The following is a 14,915-nucleotide window of genomic DNA, read 5'->3' as shown; positions in this document are numbered from 1 at the left end:
TTCAAATTCAAGACATAGTATAGTAGGAAATTATGCTCTTAGTGAATTTCATATAGAAAGGAAGCGAATTATGCTGGGAACCTCAAGCAGGATATTAATCACTGGATGTGCAGGCTTCATAGGTTTTCACTTATCAAAGCGTTTGTTAGAAGAAGGGTATAGTGTTGCGGGGATTGATAACGTGAATAGTTATTACGATATCAGCTTAAAGGAAGATCGTTTAAAGGTTCTTTCAAGATATCCTCATTTTTCTTTTATTAAAGGATCAATGGAAAATCTTGAATTACTTGAAGGTATGTTTGAACAATTTAAACCTGATGTAGTTGTACATCTTGCAGCACAAGCAGGTGTACGTTACAGCTTAACAAATCCCCACACATACATTCAATCCAATCTTGTTGGCTTTTTTAATATATTAGAATGCTGTAAAAAGCATCAAATTGAACATTTACTCTATGCGTCTTCAAGCTCTGTCTATGGAGGAAATGAAAAGATTCCTTTTTCTAAAGATGACCGTACTGATCACCCCATCAGTTTGTATGCTGCAACAAAAAAAGCAAATGAACTAATGGCCTACACCTACAGCCATCTTTTTCAGCTCCCGACAACCGGATTACGGTTCTTCACTGTTTATGGACCTTGGGGAAGGCCTGATATGGCGATTTTCTCCTTCAGCAATGCAATCATGAAGCAACAGCCTATTGAAATCTTTAATTACGGCAATATGAAAAGAGACTTTACGTATATCGATGATGTAGTGGAATCCATTATTCGGCTAATGAAAATGGGACCTCCAAAAGCAATTCAGCCGCCTTATAAAGTTTACAATATTGGAAACCATAAGCCGGTACAGCTTAATGAGATGATTACGCTGCTTGAGAATCAGCTGGGAAGGAAAGCCATTAAGAAACTAATGCCTATTCAGCCAGGGGATGTACCTGAAACGTTTGCTGATATTGATGATTTAATTAGAGACACTCAGTTTGCTCCTGCAGTATCAATTGAAGAAGGAATAAAAAGGTTTGTCCAATGGTATAAAGAATACTACAAAATTTCATAGCTTGCATTGTTACTGTATTAACAAAGAAGAGCTGTCAAGACAATCAGTGAAAACTGACTTTTTGACAGCTCTTTTCAATTTAGCTGCTGCACCCTCCACTACAGCTGGAACAACTTGAGTCCCCTCCATTTCCACCCCCCGAGTCATAGTCGTTTGAGGTGCTGCAGGCAAAACCGGAACAGGAAGAGCCTCCTCCCGGATGGGTTTTGTAATATTCACTAGGTTGCCATTCCTGCATCTGTTCCTGAAATTGGTCATCTTCATAAATGGAATAAAAAACGGCCGCACCAAGCGCATATTGGAAATAATGTTGTTCCGATGAGGTTGGAGGGATAGCAAGCGATTTTTTCCCTTGTTTTACATCATCAGATTCAAAGATCTCATTCTTTAGCTTACGGATCACAACCCTATTCATCTCCCGCAAATCAGAATTGTTCCGAAAATATTTTCTCATTAAATCGTCATTTGGCATTTTACGAAAATCATCAAGGATTGCACGGTTAATCGGCTGCTGCAGAAATCCTCCCCATATGTCCCTACTGTTTGGTGTTGTATCGAATAAACTTAAATAAATCCAATCAAAGAAACCTCTTTCCTCTGACATAAATGGATGATCAGGATTCGGAACATGGTGTAATAATTCATGGTAGACGTTCTTTGAAAATAGTTCATATTCCCGTGTAAACATCAGCATTTCATGCCAAAGATCGTCCACACGTGTACTGAACATTGGTACCGATTTAAGCAGGGTATTTATCAGGAAGAACCGCTTCAATTCAAAAAAAATCCACTCGAACTCATAGTCATGCCAATCAGGATGTTTTTTCAAAATGCGGTTTTTTACAGCTTCCTTATAAGACTCTGGCAAAGACTGTTCCAATACATTAACAGCTGGCAGATATATTTCAGCTCGAACACCTAGGTGATCCGGGATCGGCAGATTCTTCAATTTTCTACTTTTTCTCTTAGATGATAAGAAGATTATTACCATAACACCCATTAAAATAAGAAAGAATAAACCTACTAGTCCATCAAGCATTACCTCTCCCCTTTCTAAATAACTAAACAATATGTAGAAAATAAATAAAAACACTATAGAACAAGATTATAAATCAGAAATATTCAAAAATAATGACTATACAAAAAATTATACGAATGAAATGCCGTAAAGTTTCATTTCATTTCCATTAAAATACGAAAAGCACCTGTCTTGTACAGGTGCTAAAAAAATTCTTGTATAATAAATAATTAGGAACAAACTAGATTGTTTATTGAATATTCTTTCTCTTTTATTACAGTTTTTGTATATTCCTCTGAAAGCTTATCCATAATTTGTTGAACTGAGAGAATTTCCTTTATTTCGTGAACTCGGGCACCTGCAAATACGAGTCCATTATCCACATCCCCATCAACTACCTTATATAATGAATCAAGTGTACAAAAACGATAAGAGCAATTTTTTAGGCAATCATGACATTTCTCTATTTTTACTTTGCTTTCCCCGGCAATTTTATCAGAAAATGAATTGGCAATGACTCTTCCCTGTAATCCTACAGTAGTTTTTACAAGAATGGTATCCTCTTTGCGAGACTCCACATATTTTTGTTTAAAGGCTAATGGAGCATCGCATTCATGACTAGCCACAAACCTTGTACCCATTTGAACACCTAATGCACCCATTGCAAGTGCTTTCGCAATATCCTCCCCTGTCATGATTCCTCCTGCAGCAATAACCGGAATGGAAACCGCCTCTACTACTTCAGGAAGTATGTCAAACATTGGCCGGTCCGTACCAAGATGTCCGCCTGCCTCAAACCCTTCCACAACAACAGCTGCTGCTCCAAGCTTTTGAGATATTCTTGCTAATTTTGCGGAGGAAACAATCGAAAGAACCGGAATGCCTGCCTCTCTTCCCCAAGCGTACATATCTCTTGAAATTCCAGCACCCGATATGATGAAATCCACCTTTTCTTCAAGCGCCGCTTTCATTTTTTCTGCAAAATCATTCATTGCAAATAGAACATTAACTCCGATATATCCAGATCCTTTCACGGCTTCCTTGGCAAGTCTTATATGTCTTCGCATTTCTTCAACAGGAATACCAGTTCCCGAAATGATACCGATACCTCCAGCATTCGCAACGGCTGATGCAAGTTTGCTAAGCGATATCCCAACCCCCATGCCGCCTTGCAGTATCGGAAGCTTTGGAGCCATATGTCCGATTGTTAATTGTGGAAAGTTCATTGTTATTCCCCGTTTCTCATTCATTATTTTGCTATAACTAACGAGAAGTGTAGCATGTGATTATTTTCTCCACTAGTGACGTTTGTCATTAGGTAATAGAAGTAGATGATTACCTTGTTTTCATAGGTTTTATAGTGAAAAATACACTCTTTAATATAAGCAAAAAAGAGACCTCATCTTATGAAGTCTCTTTTTGCTTATATACTATTTTGGGGGTTACAACTACTATACTATTGTGTGTTTCATCACAGCATGTATTGCTAGATTCAGCTATCCTATTTTTATAATCCCGTCACGACCATCATCAAAATAAATAAAATGAGGATATAGTTCACGGAATAAAAAAACATCTGATTTGCCCATTTTATATCCTTGTTCATAAATAATCCACGTATGGCCATGATTGCCCAGACAATGTTTAGCAATGTTGCAATCACGACAAAAGCTGTTCCTAACGAACCTAGAAAGAATGGCAATGGAAGCAGAGTAAGAATATAAACAACAATTTGACGTTTTGTCACTTCAAATCCATGCACTACCGGAAGCATGGCAACTCCTGCCCGCTTATATTCGTCATATCTTCTCATCGCAATCGCGAACGTGTGCGGCATTTGCCAAAGAAAAATAATTAAAGCCAATGTGATCGGAACGATATGATAGCCAGGTGCAACTACAGTCCAGCCCATTAATGGTGTAACAGCTCCTGAAACTGCCCCAATCATTGTGTTAAGAGTATATTTTCGTTTTGACCACATAGTATACAGTACAACATAGGTAAACCAGCCAATAAATGTGTACACGACCGCTTCTATCGATGTGAAAAATAAAAAAGCAAAGCCTAAAACGGTAAAAACAATCCCCATTGTCAAGACTGCATTCATCGAAAAGTGTCCAGTAACCGTTGGTCGATATTTTGTTCTTTCCATGACCCTGTCAAGATCTACTTCATACCAGTTATTTAATGCTAATGCACCAGCAATGACAAAGGTACTTCCAATCATCGTAATTAATAAAACATCCCAATACTCTAATATTGACGCTTCTGTAAAGTATAATGCAAGCCAAAATCCGGTTAATACAGGCAATACGTTTACAATTAAAACGAGACCTTTTAAAAGAGACGTCAAGTCCGTTATAATTGTTTTGAGCGTTCGTTCCTGTACATGATATGCCTTTTCATTTCGTTCCAATGCTGTTGAGACAGTTTCCCTCATTATATTTTCTCCCCCTGATTTCTCCTATTAGGTCTATCTAGGAGTTCTTTCTCACTTTACTATTCAACTGAATAAGTTGATCTTATCTATCCTAATTTGAAATCTATTGATATACGTAATACAACTGATTATTTCAGTATGTGAAATTACTAACTTTAACAACATTATTATGATATATTATACCTCATTTCGACAACATTTTTCTATATTATTGTCTTCAAAATATTCATCTAATTGAATATCGTCAAATCTTACTTTTATATCCTTAATTATTGCTAGAGTAAGGCTATTGAATATAGTTTACAAAGTATACAATCTGTATTAAAGTTGAAAAAGTAAATAGTTCAATCATTTAACTATTTGAGAGGTGAACCATTTTTGGATGAAATAGAAATTAAAAATTTAGTCGACCAATACATTGATCTTAATTACTCAATTGAAAAGAATGTTGAAAGCCTAATTAAAGGACAAATTAGCGGTGATTTAACGAATGATCAACAATATATGCTCAGGTACATTAACAAAGTAGAAGTATGTACTACCTCAGAGCTTGCCGAAATTTTTCATGTAAATAAAAGTGCGATTACAGCTATCATCAATCGCTTATGGGATAAAGGTCTTATCAAGCGAACCAGAGATGAAAAAGATCGCCGGATTATTTATTTAACATTAACAAATGAAGGGAAAGAAGTTTTCAAGCAATCGGATTCTAGAATTCACAAATTAGTAGCTTCGTTTATTACCCAATTCGATCAAACGGAAATTGAAGCATTTATGAAAACCTATGAAAAATTAAATAACATTATATTGGCTACAAAAGATAAAAATTTGGGGGAATAAATCGTGAAATTTATCATTAAAGGCAAATGGCTTGTTATCCTTGCATGGATTACAGCTGCATTATGCTTATTTTTTCTAGCGCCGAATATGGGAGATCTTGTGCGGGAAAAAGGAGATATAACCGTTCCAGATAGTTATTCTTCTACACAGGCAGGGAAGATCTTAAAAGAGGTTCAGGAGGAGAATAGCACGGGCGACAACTCATCACTTGCTCTTGTTTTTCACAATGACAAAGGCCTTACAGATGCTGACTTCGCTGAGTCTGAGAAAGCGGTGAAACTGCTTGAAAAAAATAAAGGAAAACTTGGAATAACCGAAATATTGACTCATTTTAATGAAGATTCACTAAAGGATCAGCTCGTTTCAGAAGACGGAAAAACCATCCTGGTTTCTATTAAGCATACTTGGCCAGATGATTTAAGTGAACAAGAGCTGAGTGAACTTTATGATGAAACAATTAAAGATATAAAGGTTGAGCACTATTACACAGGTAGCTGGTTAATTAGTGAAGCCATGATCACTAGCTCTCAAGAAGGCTTAAAGAAAACTGAAGGTATTACCGTTGTGTTTATTTTAGCCGTATTACTTCTCGTTTTTCGATCCGTTATCGCACCGTTCATTCCATTAGTAACAGTTGGAATCACCTATATTGCATCGCAATCGATCGTTGCTTTTTTAGTAGATACCATGGACTTTCCTATTTCAAGCTATACACAAATCTTCTTAGTTGCTGTATTGTTTGGTATCGGAACAGATTATTGTATTTTACTTTTGAGCCGCTATAAAGAAGAACTTTCAGCTAACGAGACGATTCCTGAAGCGATTGTTGCAACATACCGCAATGCTGGACGGACTGTTTTCTTTAGCGGATTAGCTGTAATGATTGGTTTTGCAGCGATTGGATTTTCTGAATTTCAACTGTACCAATCAGCAGCAGCCGTTGCCGTCGGTGTTGCCGTCCTATTAATCGCATTGTTTACCGTTGTACCATTTTTTATGGCTGTACTTGGTCCTAAGCTTTTTTGGCCGTCCAAACGTGCTTCTGAGCATGGAGAAAGCAAAATGTGGGCACTTGCAGGTAAATTCTCACTTTCAAGACCCCTGCTTTCTTTAATACTTGTCGCAGTCATATGTGTCCCTTTTCTAATCACCTATAATGGCACACTTTCCTTTAACTCACTTGAGGAAGTTAGCGAGGATGTTCCTGCTATCAAAGGCTTTAATATTATTTCAGACAGTTTCAGTCCTGGTGAAGCCCTATCAACACAAATTGTGATTAAAAATGATGAAAAAATGGACTCCACCGAATACTTTGAACTCATTGAGCTCCTATCTCAGAATTTAGAGAAGGTTGATTTAGTAGATAAAGTTCGATCAGCGACAAGACCTGTCGGTGATACGATCGAAGAGCTTTATCTTGCAAGTCAGGCTAAAGAATTGGAAAGTGGACTTGGTGAAGGAAAGGATGGGATTGAGCAAATCAGCGAAGGGCTCCATCAAGCGGAAAGTGAGCTTACTGCATCAGCACCTGATTTAGAAAATGCAACAGATGGCATCAGTACACTCGTTTCCGGTACGAGTGAATTGCAATCTGGTCTATCTGAAATTGAAGATAACCTGACAAAGATTGAAGACGGCATCCGTCAGGGAACTGCCGGCTCCACTCAAATTAAAAATGGACTAGCTAGCGCAAAAGCTGGAGCAGAGGAATTACTAGCTGGACATCAGCAGCTTTTAAAAGGGTATCAAGATGTCGCCTCCAATTTATCAACTTTAAACAGCGGCTATCAGCAAGTTGGTGAAGGACTAAGCCAATTATCTAGTAACCTATCACAAATTACTCCGGAAGATTTTACTAACCTTGAAGAAAACTATGAAGGCATCCTCTACTCTCCTGAATATGGAAAAATCAAGGGAGTTGTAACAGGTGTACAAGGATCATTACCAAAGCTAACATCTGCCATCGCAGGACTTAATGCAGGGCTTGTACCGCTTTCAGAGGGTGTACAAACAGCAAATACAAATTACGAAGCGGCGGTTGCCGGCCAAGATGAATTAGCAAAAGGGCTACAAGCGCTGATTGATGGAATCCAAGCACAACAGGACGGTTTCGAGCAATTAGCTGATGGTCAGGGCCAAATAGTTAGTCACTTCCCTGCCGTTACCGATGGCCTTTCCGAATTAAATAATGGTCAAAAGCAATTGCTTGAAGGCTTTAGCGGACTGGGTAGTCAAATGAATGAATTAACGGATGGTCTAGGTAAAAGTGCAGACGGACTTGACCAAGTTTCAGATGGATTAACATCTGCTCAAGAATATTTATCAGGACTCACAAATGCTTCTGCCTTTTATTTACCAGAGGAGATGCTGACAAGTGAAGAGTTTGTACCTGTTTTAGATACTTACTTCTCGCCCGATCGAAAAGTTATGACATTGGATGTTGTTTATAAAGCAAATCCATATTCAAATGAAGCAATTGATTCAATAAATGAAATTAAATCGACGATCGCACAAACAACAAAAGGTACAAAACTTGAAAATGCTAAAGTGGCTGTCGGCGGAATCACAAGCATGAATGCCGATTTGCAAACAATGTCAAATGGAGATTATTCCAAAACAGTTATTTATATGCTGCTCGGTATTTCAATCATCCTAATCTTCCTATTCCGATCCATCATTATGCCTGTTTATTTAATTGGTTCATTGATTATCACCTACTATACTGCAATGTCTATTAATGAGGTAATTTTCATGAACATTTTTGGCTATACAGGCATTTCATGGGCGGTTCCGTTCTTTGCTTTTGTCATTTTAATGGCACTTGGTGTTGATTACAGTATTTTCTTAATGGATCGATTTAATGAGTATAAAGAGCTTTCTGTTACTAAAGCGATGCACATGGCCATGAAGAAAATGGGAACTGTAATTATTTCGGCAGCCATCATTTTAGGTGGTACGTTTGCCGCAATGATGCCTTCTGGAATGCTCTCTTTACTACAGATTGCATCTATTATTCTTACAGGCTTATTGCTCTATGCGTTTATTATTTTGCCGCTGTTTGTTCCAGTATTAGTGAAAAACTTTGGCAAAGCAAACTGGTGGCCGTTTTTACGACCAAAAAATTAATCCGCAAATGAGGTAAAAAATCCCCTACGAACAGTAAGGGGATTTTTTTACCTATAAGGCAATATTTAAAGTTAACATAATTAAATTATGTTTAAGTTAATTGAAGTCTTTCATACATAATAATCTACCTTAACGTCCACTTTAATACTTAGTATTATTAATAACTTTTACCTCCCCCATTTTAGCTTACAATGAACTAACCAATTTCATACGAAAGGATATGTGATAATGTGTTCAAGCTTTTTACCTTTACGTTAAGGCTTTGGATTCTCTTCTTCGCTTTGAGTGCATGTTCAACTCAGAATGAACCAGATCAAAGCAATAAGAATTCCTACATAAAACTCTCCACAGAGGGACAGTTCAAAGAAAACACTGTGATAGATCAGGAACAACCTATTACAAACTCAGAAGATGCACCAATAGAAGAAGAACAAAAAACAATTCCAATCGTACCAGATACGGAACAACAAACAGAACAAAACCAGGAAATTAGTCAAGCACTGCCAAATCGCCCTTATTTAAACACAGAGCCTGAACCTGAAGAAAATAATAACCCTGCTGTACAAAAAAAGCTGCCTTTTCAAGATTTTAAAGAAAGATGGAACGCGATTTCTGATGATCAAGCGTCAAAGCTTTACATAAGACAATTTGATGTTATATCAGAGCAAAATGAAACGATATATAGCACACCATTAAATGTTGATCATCAATTAAGAATCACTGTAAAAAATGGAAATATTAACCAACTAGAGATGTTGACACCCAATACACCTTCCTCTTCTACTGTGTTTTCCATGTTAGGCGGCTGGAGTCAAATTATGAATATATTACATCCCGAAATTCAACTATACCATATCGACGATTTTTTCAATCAAATTGGGGTTGGCCCTAATGCTGATATAAAAAATGTTAAGAATACTACTATTACTTACGATCGCATTACTTACACGATTACACTAACCAATCCAGGCTATCGCTTTACAGCGGCTTTTAGCAATTGAAACTGAGAATATATGAAACGAGGTGCACCTATGAAGCGATTGATTATCCTATCAATTCTTATGTTAGGACTTTCAACTGCAATGCAGAAAAGTACACCGATACATGCTACTACCGGTTTATATAATATGTCTTACTTATTTTTTGGGCAGCCAGTATCCTATATCTCACAGGTTAACAACACAAAAGGAAGCTTACAGGTTGTATCGCCGAACTACTTCGATATTACAGAAAAAGGAGAATTAGATGTCACATGGACACTGCAACGTTCGTTTATTTCGGAAATGAAAAATAGAGGAATTAGAGTCGTTCCATTTTTAGCAAATCACTGGAATAAGGATGCTGGGGTTAATGGTTTAAATAAACGCGAACAACTTGCTACAAATATCGCTAAAGCAATTAATGATTATAATTTAGATGGAGTCAATGTGGATATAGAAGGAGTCGGCAGTGATTATCATGATGAACATACTGACTTTGTCCGTTTATTACGAGAAAAAATACCGAAAGATAAAGAGGTTTCTGTAGCTGTAGCAGCCAACCCAAGCGGATGGAAAACTGGCTGGCACGGCTTTTATGATTACAAGGATTTATCAAAGTATTGCGATCATTTAATGATCATGGCCTATGATGAAAGCTGGGATGGACCTGACAGTCCTATGGGACCAGTATCGAGCATTTCCTTCTTTGAAAAATCTATTCAATATGCGATAAATCAAGGGGTTCCAAAAGAAAAAATCGTTGTGGGACTGCCTTTTTACGGAAGGATCTGGAAAACAGATGGACCTACGACAGAAAATCGTAATATACATGGATTAGGTCTTTCAAGTACGAGAATCGGTCCGGTGGTATCTAAATATAACGGAAAGATTACTTTTGATGAAAAGAAACAGTCACCTACCGCTGCCTTTACAATTCCAAAAGATCAGTATCATTTTATTGGAAACACAAAGTTAACCGAAGGGAATTATATCATTTGGTTTGAGAACGAAAGGTCAATAAAAGCAAAATTGCGTCTACCAATGAAATACGGTATCAAAGGAACAGGTTCATGGGCTTTATTTCATGAAACACCTGATACTTGGGATTATTATTCTTTATGGTTAAACAGTCAATTTTTTGCTGATATTTCTGCTTTTCCTTGGGCACAAGATAGCATTGACCATGTTTCTCAAAAGGGCTGGATGCAAGGGACCTCTAATACAACCTTTTCTCCAGGTGCACCACTGACAAGAGCTCAAGGAGCAGTTATCCTAGTAAGAGCATTAGGAAAAGAAAAATATGTTCCTAAAATATACAAATTTAATGATATTACTGGACATTGGGCCCAGAAGGAAATAGAAACAGCTAGGGAGCTCGGATATGTAAATGGAAAGGGACTAAATCAATTTGACCCAAATGCACCATTACAAAGACAGGAATTAGCACAAATTTTATACAATATTTTTAAATACCCTATTCAAGACATAGAAAATCCTTTTCGGGATATGAAAAAAGACAGATGGTCCTATGATGCGGTTATTACCTTAGCTCAAAAGGGTTATATTGGAGGGTTCAGTGATGCTACCTTCCGTCCAGACGCAACCTCCAATCGAGCCCAGATGGCAGCCTTAATGAAGCGGATGTCTAACGATTTTGATGAAAAAGCAGCTTCACATTAAAAAGAATGGGAGACCTAAATGTTTTATAGGTCTCTCCTTTCTTTTTAATGCATGAAATTTGTTTTTGCAGCAGGTTCTGCTGCGATTTCTGTCTTTGTTTCTAATGGAATGGACGAAACGGTAATCCCGTCAATTTTTATTTTTGCTTCTGATACCTTCACACCGTTATACCGCTCGTTTACAATTTGAATGGAAGTGTTTCGTAAATCATTTTTTAGTTTAGAATGACTATCCAGTAGTTCGTTACCAAATTCGGTTAAATAATCATCCAGATACAAAATTAAAGCAAATTCATTGGCTTTTGTCTTTCTAATTGCATGCCCTGGAAATTGTTCCATTTCCCTCTCCTCCTTTGAAAATGATGATTTTGCTTTAGTGTCTACAATGGAGAAGAATTCATAACCCTTCGCCCCATATAACAAACGTTACTAGAACTGCCAGTTGTTAATATGGAAAAAATCTATATTTGTACAAACTAACCATTTCATTTTATGTTGGCGATACCCTTGACAATTAAGTCCTCATTACAAAAGGTCTGTATATAATTCATGTCACAGGTCAACCATGTTACATCATAAGGTAATAAGGAGTTTTTTGAAAGAGGAGGAAAAATGTATGTTTCCAAGACATTCTTATTACGTCCCAAACCAACTCCCTTCGAATTATTACCACAGGCCTGTTTATCCATTTCAATATCCATACGAATATAGCAGGAGTTATCCTCTTGCCCCATATCAGCAATACCGTCAACAGCCTGTACAAGGTCAGGCTTCTTGGACAGATGGAGGACCTGTAACACAATGTAATATTCCTTGGTCAGATAATGAATTTATGACCGTATCAGTTGGTTTAAATTCTCCTTATCGCTGTGGTCAAACGCTTAAAATACGTAATCTTTCAACTCAAAAGGAAATATTGGTTAAGGTGGTTGATCAGGTAAAAGGGTACCCAGTTAATAAAATCAATCTCCACAGAAAAGCCTTTGAAGCACTTGGATCAAAGCCAAGTATAGGGGTAATAAATGTTGAAATCACTCCATCACCTGAAGTAGAGCAAGAGGAATGGGGAAAATATTTATTAACCATCACCCAGGCTGCATATCCTGGTTATCGTGTAACAGATTATCAATACATTGGAAAAACAGAAGAATCCGCAAATCGAACAAAGCAAAGCTATGAATTTGTGTTAAAGTCAGCACATGAAACGATGAAGATACAAGGAAATGTTTGGTATGACCCAAAAACAAACCGAGTGATTTCATTTGATCTAAATGAAGTACAGTAATGTGACTAAATAATCCATAATACAAACCACACTGTGAATGCGTGTGGTTTTCTGCTCTTATCACAATCTATTCTTCATCCCTTTAAAGGATTGACGATGAAAGTGTCCAATATGTTGAAACCATTCTTCACCAAGATCTGGAATTATCGCATCTGGCTTTAATTTCATATACATTGCCCGGTATGGCTCTGGAACAACTTTATAATGATGAATATATTCCGTTTTGATAAAGCCGCATTTTATCCAAAAAAGGATACGCTCTTCATTTTCAAACGTCTTTTCTGCTTCAACTTCTATTACAATCCCAGCAAATTTCCCTTTTTCAATCGCCCAGTCTTTGATATATTGAAAAAACGCTTGACCGAATCCTTTTTTTCTTCCTCCCTCACTGACTGCAAGATAATCAATAATCAGCACCGGTAGATTAGAAAGCTTTCCTGTTAACGCTATAGCAGTTACAACTGATTGCTCTTTCCCGATATGAAAATAACACTGATGTTTATAAAACATATTACGAATTATCTCTTTTTGTTTTCCTTTCTTCATTCCAAATGCCTGTTCATAAATTGGACACCAAACTTCCCAAATTCCTTCATCCCAGTGGTCGACAGTTATAAATTCCAAGACCATTTTTTCCTCCATCATTTTCTTTCATAATCGTTTGATTCATAAATATCTTTTCAATTTTAAAAAGCTGTATTCGTTTTTCGCAAATAATAATAAACCCTACCCATTCCCCTTTCTTTTCAGTGCAAATAGTACAAACTCCCCTTACATTAATAGATATAAAATTTTTCTTTATTTTTTCATTAAAATCCTTTCTTTTATTTATATTGTAGTGTAAAATACCACTATAATCATAGTTTTTATATATAACACTATCTATATAGTTTTTAATTAAATAAGTCTATTAATGAAATAATACCTCACACTTTTTTCACATTAATTTCACATTTCATTCATGGGAATGCTATTTTAGACACATATTTTTCACATTTACTCTTGTCTTTTAAGTTGAATATTCCCTTTTCTTTGTAGAGTTTGGTGATAAAAACACCCCATTTTCTATCTTTTTTATTATGCTTATATTAATTTCATTAATTCTTCAATTTTTTGTAAGCACTTTCATGATAGAATAATCTCGAATACAAAAGAAAGAGGGAATGGAAAATGAAAGACACTTGCAGTAAATGCCAAGCAGTATTTAAAGAGGATGATCAAGTCGTATTAGATATTTTTAGCAAAGTAACACATGCTGACTGTTGGGATGAAAACCCTGGTTTCGTTGTAACTGAAGGCGAATTTAAAGATATTTCTGAATCATATGCTAATCTAGTTGATGGCTAATTGAACATTTATTCAAGTTGTAATCATTGAACTTCTATATACCATACAAAAGTAAGCCAGGGCTGCTAAAAAGTTCCTGGCTTTCCTTCAATCTAATTTTGTTGTGTTTGTTCTTATTCAAAAGCTTCCTTGTTTTTTTGCTTTAGTATAATCTCAATACCCTTGTCAGAGATATTACTTATCTCATGGGAAACAGCCTTGTATAACGAGCTAGAAGATACATGCTCTCCTTCTTGTGATTCATGAAATATATACTCCGCTAGCTGCTGTCGATAATGTTCCATTTTATTACTTTCTTCTAATGCAATCATTTGATTGTTGTCCATTTTACCCTCCACATACATTATTTTTTATTTTGGGCCTTCTTCATTTTGTTATACATCTACTTACTATAAATCAAAAATATCTTACTTAACATAAAAATACTGATACACTAGTAACTGTTTAAATGAATTACACAGATAAAGGGGATTCACATGTATTATTACTTTGTTGAAGAAAAAATCAAAAAGGCAATTGATAACGGAGATTTTGACGACCTGCCCGGCATGGGAGAGCCACTTGATTATTCAGATGACTTACCTGGATTATCACCGGAATTAAAAATGGGCTACCGCATGTTAAAGAATGCTGGCTATCTTTCTGAACAAAAGAATAAAAAAAATTCAGCCATCACGTTTGAAGATTTACTCAATACAGCAACAGAAGGACTGGATAAAGGGGATTACCAAAAAAGAATAGAATTCGATGAGCTTGTTGTCGATCGTAAACTACGATCCAATTCGAAATTTATTGAATATACAAATAAGATTTATAATAAATTATTCAATTAACAACGATGGGGAGTTTTTTCCTATATTCCAACTCCCCGCCTTCACTTTTTCAGCTTAATCATATAATTTTTTTTGCTTTACAGAGATGTCTAAGGTTTGAATTGATCCTTCCAATTCTTTGGACAATTCCTGACAAAATGCCATCGAGGATTGATAATAGCCCTCCTGCATTTCTTGGAAAATTTGTTCAGCAAACTGCTGTCTTTTATCTCCCGACAGTTCTGCCCACTGTTCTCCCATTTAACAAACCTCCTAATTATTTAAAAAGATGATACATCACTCCTATCCTTTCCAAATCTTTATAAAC

General features: G+C 36.3%; 15 protein-coding genes. 8 read left to right on the top strand and 7 right to left on the bottom strand.

Annotated elements, in window-relative coordinates:
• Positions 1–70: 70 nt before the first annotated feature.
• A complete protein-coding gene (locus tag ACHUFV_RS01310) occupies positions 71–1,060 on the top strand; it encodes an NAD-dependent epimerase (protein WP_394231721.1) in 990 nt (329 codons plus the stop codon).
• 79 nt (positions 1,061–1,139) lie between these two features.
• Here ACHUFV_RS01310 and ACHUFV_RS01305 read toward each other — a convergent pair whose 3' ends face one another.
• The 3 genes from ACHUFV_RS01305 to cyoE form a co-directional block, all read right to left on the bottom strand.
• A complete protein-coding gene (locus ACHUFV_RS01305) occupies positions 1,140–2,099 on the bottom strand; it encodes a glycine-rich domain-containing protein (protein ID WP_394231719.1) in 960 nt (319 codons plus the stop codon).
• Between the two features lie 209 nt (positions 2,100–2,308).
• The gene (locus ACHUFV_RS01300) at positions 2,309–3,304 is read right to left on the bottom strand and encodes an NAD(P)H-dependent flavin oxidoreductase (protein WP_394231717.1); all 996 of its coding nucleotides are present in this window, start codon (positions 3,302–3,304) and stop codon (positions 2,309–2,311) included.
• Positions 3,305–3,585: 281 nt separating this feature from the next.
• Positions 3,586–4,518, bottom strand: a complete 933-nt coding sequence (gene cyoE / locus ACHUFV_RS01295; protein ID WP_394231715.1) for a heme o synthase — start codon at positions 4,516–4,518, stop codon at positions 3,586–3,588.
• Positions 4,519–4,896: 378 nt separating this feature from the next.
• Here cyoE and ACHUFV_RS01290 point away from each other — a divergent pair, with 378 nt between their 5' ends.
• The 4 genes from ACHUFV_RS01290 (at position 4,897) to ACHUFV_RS01275 (ending at position 11,144) form a co-directional block, all read left to right on the top strand.
• Positions 4,897–5,358 (top strand): MarR family winged helix-turn-helix transcriptional regulator, encoded by a 462-nt coding sequence (locus ACHUFV_RS01290; protein WP_394231713.1) that lies wholly within the window; start codon positions 4,897–4,899, stop codon positions 5,356–5,358.
• 3 nt (positions 5,359–5,361) lie between these two features.
• Complete coding sequence (locus ACHUFV_RS01285; RefSeq protein ID WP_394231711.1) at positions 5,362–8,484, top strand: MMPL family transporter; 3,123 nt, start codon at positions 5,362–5,364, stop codon at positions 8,482–8,484.
• A 374-nt stretch (positions 8,485–8,858) separates the two neighbouring features.
• The gene (locus ACHUFV_RS01280) at positions 8,859–9,485 is read left to right on the top strand and encodes a hypothetical protein (RefSeq protein ID WP_394231709.1); all 627 of its coding nucleotides are present in this window, start codon (positions 8,859–8,861) and stop codon (positions 9,483–9,485) included.
• 30 nt (positions 9,486–9,515) lie between these two features.
• Positions 9,516–11,144: a glycosyl hydrolase family 18 protein gene (locus ACHUFV_RS01275; protein ID WP_394231707.1), complete on the top strand. Its 1,629-nt coding sequence runs from the start codon at positions 9,516–9,518 to the stop codon at positions 11,142–11,144.
• A 44-nt stretch (positions 11,145–11,188) separates the two neighbouring features.
• Here ACHUFV_RS01275 and ACHUFV_RS01270 read toward each other — a convergent pair whose 3' ends face one another.
• Positions 11,189–11,482 (bottom strand): hypothetical protein, encoded by a 294-nt coding sequence (locus tag ACHUFV_RS01270; RefSeq protein ID WP_394231705.1) that lies wholly within the window; start codon positions 11,480–11,482, stop codon positions 11,189–11,191.
• A gap of 277 nt (positions 11,483–11,759) precedes the next feature.
• Here ACHUFV_RS01270 and ACHUFV_RS01265 point away from each other — a divergent pair, with 277 nt between their 5' ends.
• Entirely contained in the window at positions 11,760–12,428 is a 669-nt protein-coding gene (locus tag ACHUFV_RS01265; RefSeq protein WP_394231703.1) for a DUF3889 domain-containing protein, read from the top strand.
• Positions 12,429–12,488: 60 nt separating this feature from the next.
• Here ACHUFV_RS01265 and ACHUFV_RS01260 read toward each other — a convergent pair whose 3' ends face one another.
• Positions 12,489–13,058: a GNAT family N-acetyltransferase gene (locus ACHUFV_RS01260; protein WP_394231701.1), complete on the bottom strand. Its 570-nt coding sequence runs from the start codon at positions 13,056–13,058 to the stop codon at positions 12,489–12,491.
• A 540-nt stretch (positions 13,059–13,598) separates the two neighbouring features.
• Here ACHUFV_RS01260 and ACHUFV_RS01255 point away from each other — a divergent pair.
• Positions 13,599–13,775, top strand: coding sequence for a hypothetical protein (locus ACHUFV_RS01255; protein WP_394231699.1), 177 nt, complete (start codon positions 13,599–13,601; stop codon positions 13,773–13,775).
• 113 nt (positions 13,776–13,888) lie between these two features.
• Here ACHUFV_RS01255 and ACHUFV_RS01250 read toward each other — a convergent pair whose 3' ends face one another.
• Positions 13,889–14,101 (bottom strand): hypothetical protein, encoded by a 213-nt coding sequence (locus ACHUFV_RS01250; RefSeq protein ID WP_394231697.1) that lies wholly within the window; start codon positions 14,099–14,101, stop codon positions 13,889–13,891.
• Between the two features lie 150 nt (positions 14,102–14,251).
• On the opposite strand from ACHUFV_RS01250, the gene ACHUFV_RS01245 reads away from it, so the two are divergent.
• Positions 14,252–14,608, top strand: coding sequence for a DnaJ family domain-containing protein (locus ACHUFV_RS01245; protein WP_394231695.1), 357 nt, complete (start codon positions 14,252–14,254; stop codon positions 14,606–14,608).
• A gap of 54 nt (positions 14,609–14,662) precedes the next feature.
• Here ACHUFV_RS01245 and ACHUFV_RS01240 read toward each other — a convergent pair whose 3' ends face one another.
• Positions 14,663–14,848, bottom strand: a complete 186-nt coding sequence (locus ACHUFV_RS01240) for a hypothetical protein (protein WP_394231693.1) — start codon at positions 14,846–14,848, stop codon at positions 14,663–14,665.
• Between the last annotated feature and the right edge of the window lie 67 nt (positions 14,849–14,915).

It is taken from the genome of Niallia oryzisoli (assembly GCF_043641075.1).
Classification (GTDB): Bacteria; Bacillota; Bacilli; order Bacillales; family Cytobacillaceae; genus Bacillus_BD; species Bacillus_BD oryzisoli_A.
The sequence above is the reverse complement of the archived record's forward strand: the minus strand, read 5'-3'. Positions and strand labels throughout refer to the sequence as shown.

Excerpts from the sequence above, each read along its gene's own strand:
- ACHUFV_RS01245 (WP_394231695.1), top strand. The coding sequence starts at position 14,252 with ATGTATTATTACTTTGTTGAAGAAAAAATCAAAAAGGCAATTGATAAC.
- cyoE (WP_394231715.1), bottom strand. The coding sequence starts at position 4,518 with ATGAGGGAAACTGTCTCAACAGCATTGGAACGAAATGAAAAGGCATAT.
- ACHUFV_RS01300 (WP_394231717.1), bottom strand. The coding sequence starts at position 3,304 with ATGAACTTTCCACAATTAACAATCGGACATATGGCTCCAAAGCTTCCG.
- ACHUFV_RS01305 (WP_394231719.1), bottom strand. The coding sequence starts at position 2,099 with ATGCTTGATGGACTAGTAGGTTTATTCTTTCTTATTTTAATGGGTGTT.
- ACHUFV_RS01275 (WP_394231707.1), top strand. The coding sequence starts at position 9,516 with ATGAAGCGATTGATTATCCTATCAATTCTTATGTTAGGACTTTCAACT.
- ACHUFV_RS01255 (WP_394231699.1), top strand. The coding sequence starts at position 13,599 with ATGAAAGACACTTGCAGTAAATGCCAAGCAGTATTTAAAGAGGATGAT.
- ACHUFV_RS01260 (WP_394231701.1), bottom strand. The coding sequence starts at position 13,058 with ATGGTCTTGGAATTTATAACTGTCGACCACTGGGATGAAGGAATTTGG.
- ACHUFV_RS01310 (WP_394231721.1), top strand. The coding sequence starts at position 71 with ATGCTGGGAACCTCAAGCAGGATATTAATCACTGGATGTGCAGGCTTC.
- ACHUFV_RS01270 (WP_394231705.1), bottom strand. The coding sequence starts at position 11,482 with ATGGAACAATTTCCAGGGCATGCAATTAGAAAGACAAAAGCCAATGAA.
- ACHUFV_RS01250 (WP_394231697.1), bottom strand. The coding sequence starts at position 14,101 with ATGGACAACAATCAAATGATTGCATTAGAAGAAAGTAATAAAATGGAA.
- ACHUFV_RS01265 (WP_394231703.1), top strand. The coding sequence starts at position 11,760 with ATGTTTCCAAGACATTCTTATTACGTCCCAAACCAACTCCCTTCGAAT.
- ACHUFV_RS01240 (WP_394231693.1), bottom strand. The coding sequence starts at position 14,848 with ATGGGAGAACAGTGGGCAGAACTGTCGGGAGATAAAAGACAGCAGTTT.